Source organism: Arthrobacter sp. Cr_A7 (assembly GCF_029222765.1).
GTDB lineage: Bacteria > Actinomycetota > Actinomycetes > Actinomycetales > Micrococcaceae > Arthrobacter.
Genome location: NZ_JARHXQ010000127.1, coordinates 1 through 5,972, shown reverse-complemented (window position 1 = coordinate 5,972; position 5,972 = coordinate 1). Strand labels below are relative to the sequence as shown.

Genomic DNA, 5,972 nt, shown 5'->3' with positions numbered 1-5,972 from the left:
CGGCGTTTAACCACTGCGTTCTATTCAGGACTGGGAATCCTGGTCCCAGTCCTGATGCTGATCCGGTGCGCGCCGGCCGCCGCGACCCGTGTGCTGACGGCGCACAGAACGGTGTTCGGGCGCCACAAACGGTACAACTTCAGGATCGTGGCCCGCCGGCAGCGCCTTGACGAATTTCGACAGTTCCTCCCGCAGCACCTTCCAGGCAATGCCGGGATCATCCGGATAGGCATTGATTTCGGCCGCCCGGGCGGCCTCGAGGGCTGCGTGCCCATGGTCTGTCAGCTCCACTTTCAATTGCCGGCGGTCTGCGGCGTGCCGGGTCCGGGTGATATGCCCCGAAGCTTCCAGCCGCGTGAGTACCCGGCCCAGCGTCTGGCTTTGGACGCGGACTGCTTCCGCCAACTGCTCCTGGTTCAGCGGTCCGGCAGCCAATCCTTCCAGGGCGATCACGGCAGCCCTCGTCAGGCCCAGGTGGGCCAACGCGTCATCCTGGCGCCGTTGAACCAGGCGCGCCGCCAGGGTGATGAGGCGGTAGCTGTTCCGGGCATCCGGATCGGGATTGCTGGTCATCGGCCGCGGCCTTCCTGTAGGTGGAAAAGTGCGGGGTTGCCTCCGTTGCTACCTACCTACAATAAGCATGCTTAGCATCATATTCGCAAGTAGGCTTACTATCCATCGCCGCAACGGTGCCTGAACAGGGCGGACATCTTCACTTGCCCCTTGCGCATCAAAAGGAAAGTGTGCTTAGTATCTAATTAGTAACCTTGCTTACTAACCGCCAGCACTGCTGGTTCTTGATCGCCAGCTAACCCTTCATGGAAAGAGAGCCCGATGACAGAGAACCAATGGCCCCAGACCCCCAATACCGCTGCGACCGACCCGTTTGGCGCATCAGAGGTAGGACCTGACCAGAGCTTCACCACCTCCGCCGCCCCGGCTGGAACCGTTCCGGCTGGATCCGGAACGTCAAAGACCCAGGCGGCCAAGGAAGAAGCTTCGAACGTGGCCGGCCAGGCGGCATCGGCAGCCCAGGGTGTAGCCCAGACGGCAAAGGAAGAAGCGGCCAACGTTGCGTACGAGGCGAAGTCCAGCGCCCAGGACCTGCTGAACCAGGCGAAGTCCGGGCTGAGCAGCCAGGCAGGCACCCAGCAGCAGAAGGCGGCCGAGGGTATTCGCACCATTTCCAGCCAGTTGCAGAGCATGGCTAACGCTCCTGAGCAGCAGGGCGTGGCCAGCGACCTCATCCGGCAGGCCGCCAGCAGCACCGAGACCGTTGCCTCCTGGCTTGAAAACAAGCAGCCGGGCGACCTGCTCGGCGAGGTCCAGCGCTTCGCCCGCAACCGCCCGGGCACCTTCCTGCTCCTTGCAGCAGGAGCCGGCGTGCTGGCCGGCCGCCTGACCCGTGGCCTTGCCGCAGGCGCCACCGAGTCCCAATCCTCGGTCCAGGGCTCGCCCTCGCAGCGGTCCGTGCAGCCCGGGGTTGCTCCGCTACGGCAGGAGACCGTCTATGCCGCCGGCACTGACGACCTCTTCACGGAGCCGGTAGTGGGCTCCCGGACGCCGGTCTCCACCTCGACACTGCCCTCCGGCACTACGGAAGATACCCCCCTCCGCTTCGAGGATGACCCCTACCGCGATGAGGACGGCAGCTACCACGCTGCAGACGGCACGTACCGGTCAACGGAAGGACGCCAGCTGTGAGTAGTCAGATTCCGGAGATGCCCCCGAGTGAGGCGCATCAGAAGGCGGATAACGCGTCGCTGGGTGAGTTGCTGGGTGATGTGACCCGGGACCTGTCCACCCTGATGCGCCAGGAGGTGGAGCTTGCCAAGGCCGAAGCCAAGCAGTCTGCCACCAAGGCCGGGAAGGGTGCCGGGATGCTCGGCGGCGCCGGCGTGGCCGGACACTTCGTCCTGGTCTTCCTGTCCCTGGCGCTGATGTTCGCCCTGGGCGCCCTGATGCCGCTGGGCTGGGCCGCCGTGATCGTCGCCGTGATCTGGGGCATCATCGCCGCGGTCCTGGCCTCGATCGGACGCAAGGAACTCAAGCAGATCAAGGGCATGCCCCAGACCGGCGAAACACTGTCCGAAATTCCCCCAACCCTAAAACCAGGTGAGGTAAACCGATGAGCGATAACCCGGACGCGATCCGTTCAGACATAGAAGCCACCCGCGCACGCCTGGGCACCAACGTGGACGCCGTCGCGGACAAGGTCACCCCGTCCAACATCGTCCACCGCCAGACCGACAAGGTCAAAGACGCTGTCACAGGGGTCAAGGAGAAAATCATGAAAGCAGCAGACACCGCCACCACCCGGGTCCAGGACAGGGTCCACACCGGCACCGAACACACCGGCAATGCCCTGCACAGCACCGGCGACACCCTCCACGGAGCCAAGGACAACGCCGCGGCCAAACTCAGCGACGCCGGCACCGCGATCTCCCACGCACCGGACCAGGTCAAAGCCAAAACCCAGGGCAACCCCCTGGCCGCAGGCCTGATCGCGTTCGGCGCCGGGATGCTCGTCTCGTCCCTGATCCCGGCAAGCCAAAAGGAACGCGAAGCGGCCGACCAGCTCAAGACCGCCGCGCAGCCCCTGGCCACCCAGGTCACCGACGCCGCCAAGGACATGGTCCAGGACCTCAAGGAACCGGCCCAGGAAGCCATGGAAAACGTCAAGGCCACCGCCACCGACGCAGCCCAGAACGTCAAAGCCGAAGGCCAGCACGCCGCCACCGACGTCAAGGACCGCGCCACCGACGCCAAGGACCACGTCCAGAACACCTAAAACGGTGTCCTAGGCAGACAGGACAGGCCGGCTCCCCCACGGGAGCCGGCCTGTTGTCATGTCCGGTTAGCGCTTGCCCTTTTTGCGTGAGCCCTTGCCGCGGCCCTTGTCCGGGTTGGGGGCGTAGCGCTGGGCCACCTTGGGCGCCTTCTTGGTGCCGCTGCCGCGCCGGTCCGGTTTGGGTTCCTTCTTCACCTTGACCGGCTGCGCCGACGGCTGCCGTGAGCTTTGCGCGGTGCGGCCGCGGACGATCCCGATGAATTCCTCCAGCACCTCGTCGGTGGAATCCACCGGCCACACGAGGGCAATTTCGGTTGCGGGTGCGCCGGTAAGCCGTCGCGCCACGGTGTCCTTCACATTGAAATGGCGGGCCACGGACATGGGCAGGATCACCAGCCCGGCTCCGGTGGCAACCACCTCGAGGGCCGGTTCCGGCCCGCCCAGCGCGTCGACGTCCAGGAAGGCTTCCTGCCCCAGGTCGTTGTAGGCAACTTCCTCGAACACCGAGATTTCGTGGCCCTTGGGAGCCACCACCACGGGCTGCTCCTCGTACAGGGGGATGACACTGAGGCCGTCGCGCTCGATGGGGAGGCGGACAAAGGCCATGTCCGCGGAACCGCCGCGCACTGCCTCGACGCTCGTGCCGCCGTCGTGCATAAATGCCTGCAGGGGAATGTCCGGCATGCGCTCTTCCCACCGCCGGATCCACTTTCCGGGCGTAACCCCTGCCACGTAGGCGATGCGGAGGGTCCGGGGCGCAGCCTGCTCCGCGGAGTCGTCAGGCTCAGTGGAAGCGTCAGGTGGGGAGATGTTGTCGGAGGGCACGTCTTCACAGTACCGTCCGCCCGGATACCCTTGAAGCATGACCTCTGCAAACTCCCAGTCCATGAAGCCGGCCACCGCTGCCAAGAAACTTGGCATCTACCTGCCCGCAACCCCCCGGGAGTTCCAGGAATCAACCATCACCCGGGAAGAATTCGCTGAGCTCCAGGCCAACCCGCCGGAGTGGCTCGCCGAACTGCGCCGCAACGGCCCGCACCCCCGTCCCGTGGTGGCGCAGAAACTGAACGTCTCCATCAGCGGCCTGGCCCGCGGCGGGGTTGAGGAAGCGCTGACGACGGCGGAAATCACCGCGCTGCTGCAGGCTCCCCCGCAGTGGCTGGTCACCGAGCGCGCCACGCACGCCGCGGTGCGCGCTGAAGCCCAGCGCGTGAAGGAAGAAGCCGCCAAGAAGGAAGCGAAGAAGGCCCGCGCCAAGGCGGAGTAGCCCTCCTCCTATCAGAGGCTTGTTCGAGGATCCGGACCTTAAAGGGTGGGATCCGCGAACAAGCCTCTGGCGTTTAACGGATCAGTCCTGGTGCAGCTGGACGAAGTTGCCGCAGCCGTCGTCGAACACGGCGCTGATGCCGGACGGGTCCTCGGCCGGCTCACCCTTGAACACCACGCCGGCTTCCCGCAGCCGGTCATACTCCGCCTGCACGTCCGGGACGCCGAAGACGATGGCCGGCATCCCGGCGTCATGGAGGGCATTCATGTAATTGGCGCCGATCGGGTTGTCGCTGGGCTCAAGCAGAAGGCCCACGGACCCGGCGTCAGCACCCTGTTCGTTGGTGCCTGGATCCTTGATGATGAACAGGTTGTACTCCGGCATGGCCATCAGGGTCTCGAAGCCCAAGGTGCCGGTGTAAAAGGCGTGGGCTGCGGCGGGGTCCTTGACGTGGATGCTGCACATTTTAAGTCTCATGGACCCCACGGTACGCGGCAGCACTGACAGCGGAAAGGGTGCCCCGGCCGGGTGCAGGCTTGGAATCCGCCAGCCCATTGACGCTGGTTCCCGGACACTGTGCAATGGAATGACCAGCCCGGGAATCCGCGGCCCGGGCGTCCGCTGGAGGTCAGGTGGCAGCCATGGGGGAAATGTTCGAGGGTTTGATCCAGGGAGCCTGGGCGCTGCTGCTCTGCGGTCCCGTACTGGTGGCCAGCATTGCCGCGACGGTGTTTGTGGTCCGCCGCCGTGCCCTTGCCGGCGGGGACACCCAGGCTGAGCGCTCGGACCAGCTGTTCTGGGACCTGTTCCTGGGGTCTGCCGTTGCGGTTCCAGCCCTGCTGATCCCCACCCTGATGTCGCCGTGGACCGGCCTGTTCCTGGGCGGCGCGGGCGTGGCTGCCGGCATCGCCGCCTACCGGGGCACTCCCCGTTACCTGGCGCGGCGGGCCGCCCGGCGTGACTACCAGGCGCTGGAATCGGCGCACCTGGCAGCGCAGGCGCAGCATGATGCGTTGATTGCCCGGTGGCGGCGCTACGAGCTGGACCCTGCCTGCAGCATCGACTACCCGTCCCTGACGGACGTGCGGCTGCCGGAGACGTCCGCGCTCATCAAGGCCATGAAGGCTGCGGACCAGTTGCGCGGCAATCCGCACCAGGGATATCCCGACGCCGTCACCAGCCTGGCCGCCTCCCTCGCCGCTGCGGAGCGGGCAGCGGGAATTCCCGCCGAGCAGGCCTAGGCCGCGGACACCGGGGGCCGGACGTTAAGTGGTGTGTCGCCCCGGTGGAAGGGTCCGCGGCCGCGGGGATAGCATCCGAAGATGAAGCCAGAGGAAATACCAGCACGTGACCAGTTCGGCCGGCTGCTGGAGGACCGCGGGGTCTGGCGGCAGGCCACCACCCTGGAAGCCGCCGGCGAGCTGACCGCGCGGTGGCTGGAGGGTGGCAGCTCCTACCAGCCGGGTCACCTGGCGGCGGGCTTCGACGAGGAAACGCGTCCCATCGCCGGAGCTTTGGCAGAGCTGAACCGGAACGGCCTTTTCACCAAGGAATCCCAGCCCGGCCTGCTCACGGCTTCAGCGGCGCAGAGGCAGTACGTCACGGGATTCTGCGGTCCCTCCTTGGCCGGCGAATTGCTGGCACTCAGCACCCGGACGGAACTGGTCACCGTGGCCCACGCCCCCGGTGAGGCCAGCAGCGCGGCCATTCCTGTGACGTTGGCTGGAACGGAAGTAACCACCGTGCTGGGGTCCAGCGAGAACCCCGTGGACGACGACCAGATCAGTGACTGGGCTGACGAGACAAATGACGCCCTGGCACTCCTGCTGGCCGATTCCTGGTACGTGGAAATCCTGGACCCGGTCTGGGGACGCAATGATGTGCTGCTGCCGGCAGTCCTCGGGGCACTGACGG

General features: G+C 66.1%; 9 protein-coding genes. 6 read left to right on the top strand and 3 right to left on the bottom strand.

The genetic code is table 11. The features are described from left to right. Nucleotides 1-24: 24 nt before the first annotated feature. Nucleotides 25-573, bottom strand: coding sequence for a MarR family transcriptional regulator (locus P2Q66_RS07815; RefSeq protein ID WP_079599060.1), 549 nt, complete (start codon nt 571-573; stop codon nt 25-27). 261 nt (nt 574-834) lie between these two features. Here P2Q66_RS07815 and P2Q66_RS07810 point away from each other — a divergent pair, with 261 nt between their 5' ends. Genes P2Q66_RS07810 through P2Q66_RS07800 form a run of 3 tightly spaced genes read left to right on the top strand, consistent with a single transcriptional unit; the run spans nt 835 to nt 2,791 of the window. Continuing rightward, on the top strand, nt 835-1,704 hold the full coding sequence (locus P2Q66_RS07810) for a hypothetical protein (protein WP_079599061.1): 870 nt from the start codon (nt 835-837) through the stop codon (nt 1,702-1,704). Nucleotides 1,705-1,721: 17 nt separating this feature from the next. Then, nucleotides 1,722-2,132, top strand: coding sequence for a phage holin family protein (locus tag P2Q66_RS07805; protein ID WP_275726975.1), 411 nt, complete (start codon nt 1,722-1,724; stop codon nt 2,130-2,132). Further along, nucleotides 2,129-2,791 (top strand): DUF3618 domain-containing protein, encoded by a 663-nt coding sequence (locus P2Q66_RS07800; protein WP_275726971.1) that lies wholly within the window; start codon nt 2,129-2,131, stop codon nt 2,789-2,791. Before P2Q66_RS07805 ends, P2Q66_RS07800 begins: the two co-directional genes overlap by 4 nt. A 66-nt stretch (nt 2,792-2,857) precedes the next feature. Here the strand turns inward: P2Q66_RS07800 and P2Q66_RS07795 are convergent, their stop codons facing one another. Next, nucleotides 2,858-3,691 carry a LysR family substrate-binding domain-containing protein gene (locus P2Q66_RS07795; protein ID WP_254865591.1) on the bottom strand — a complete coding sequence of 278 codons (834 nt, stop codon included), beginning with the start codon at nt 3,689-3,691 and terminating at the stop codon, nt 2,858-2,860. On the opposite strand from P2Q66_RS07795, the gene P2Q66_RS07790 reads away from it, so the two are divergent. Beyond that, complete coding sequence (locus tag P2Q66_RS07790) at nt 3,654-4,058, top strand: DUF5997 family protein (RefSeq protein WP_275726969.1); 405 nt, start codon at nt 3,654-3,656, stop codon at nt 4,056-4,058. The genes P2Q66_RS07795 and P2Q66_RS07790 overlap by 38 nt on opposite strands. An 81-nt stretch (nt 4,059-4,139) precedes the next feature. Here the strand turns inward: P2Q66_RS07790 and P2Q66_RS07785 are convergent, their stop codons facing one another. After that, nucleotides 4,140-4,535 carry a VOC family protein gene (locus P2Q66_RS07785; RefSeq protein WP_079597979.1) on the bottom strand — a complete coding sequence of 132 codons (396 nt, stop codon included), beginning with the start codon at nt 4,533-4,535 and terminating at the stop codon, nt 4,140-4,142. 164 nt (nt 4,536-4,699) lie between these two features. Between P2Q66_RS07785 and P2Q66_RS07780 the strand changes: the two genes are divergently transcribed. Together P2Q66_RS07780 and P2Q66_RS07775 are read left to right on the top strand one after the other, a co-directional pair. Next, the gene (locus tag P2Q66_RS07780) at nt 4,700-5,299 is read left to right on the top strand and encodes a hypothetical protein (RefSeq protein ID WP_079597978.1); all 600 of its coding nucleotides are present in this window, start codon (nt 4,700-4,702) and stop codon (nt 5,297-5,299) included. An 81-nt stretch (nt 5,300-5,380) separates the two neighbouring features. After that, nucleotides 5,381-5,972, top strand: a 592-nt coding sequence (locus tag P2Q66_RS07775) for a hypothetical protein (RefSeq protein ID WP_275726966.1), incomplete at its 3' end; no start/stop codon positions are given.

Coding starts and splice junctions, on each gene's coding strand:
- P2Q66_RS07815 (WP_079599060.1), bottom strand. CDS start 573: ATGACCAGCAATCCCGATCCGGATGCCCGGAACAGCTACCGCCTCATC.
- P2Q66_RS07810 (WP_079599061.1), top strand. CDS start 835: ATGACAGAGAACCAATGGCCCCAGACCCCCAATACCGCTGCGACCGAC.
- P2Q66_RS07805 (WP_275726975.1), top strand. CDS start 1,722: ATGCCCCCGAGTGAGGCGCATCAGAAGGCGGATAACGCGTCGCTGGGT.
- P2Q66_RS07800 (WP_275726971.1), top strand. CDS start 2,129: ATGAGCGATAACCCGGACGCGATCCGTTCAGACATAGAAGCCACCCGC.
- P2Q66_RS07790 (WP_275726969.1), top strand. CDS start 3,654: ATGACCTCTGCAAACTCCCAGTCCATGAAGCCGGCCACCGCTGCCAAG.
- P2Q66_RS07785 (WP_079597979.1), bottom strand. CDS start 4,535: ATGAGACTTAAAATGTGCAGCATCCACGTCAAGGACCCCGCCGCAGCC.
- P2Q66_RS07780 (WP_079597978.1), top strand. CDS start 4,700: ATGGGGGAAATGTTCGAGGGTTTGATCCAGGGAGCCTGGGCGCTGCTG.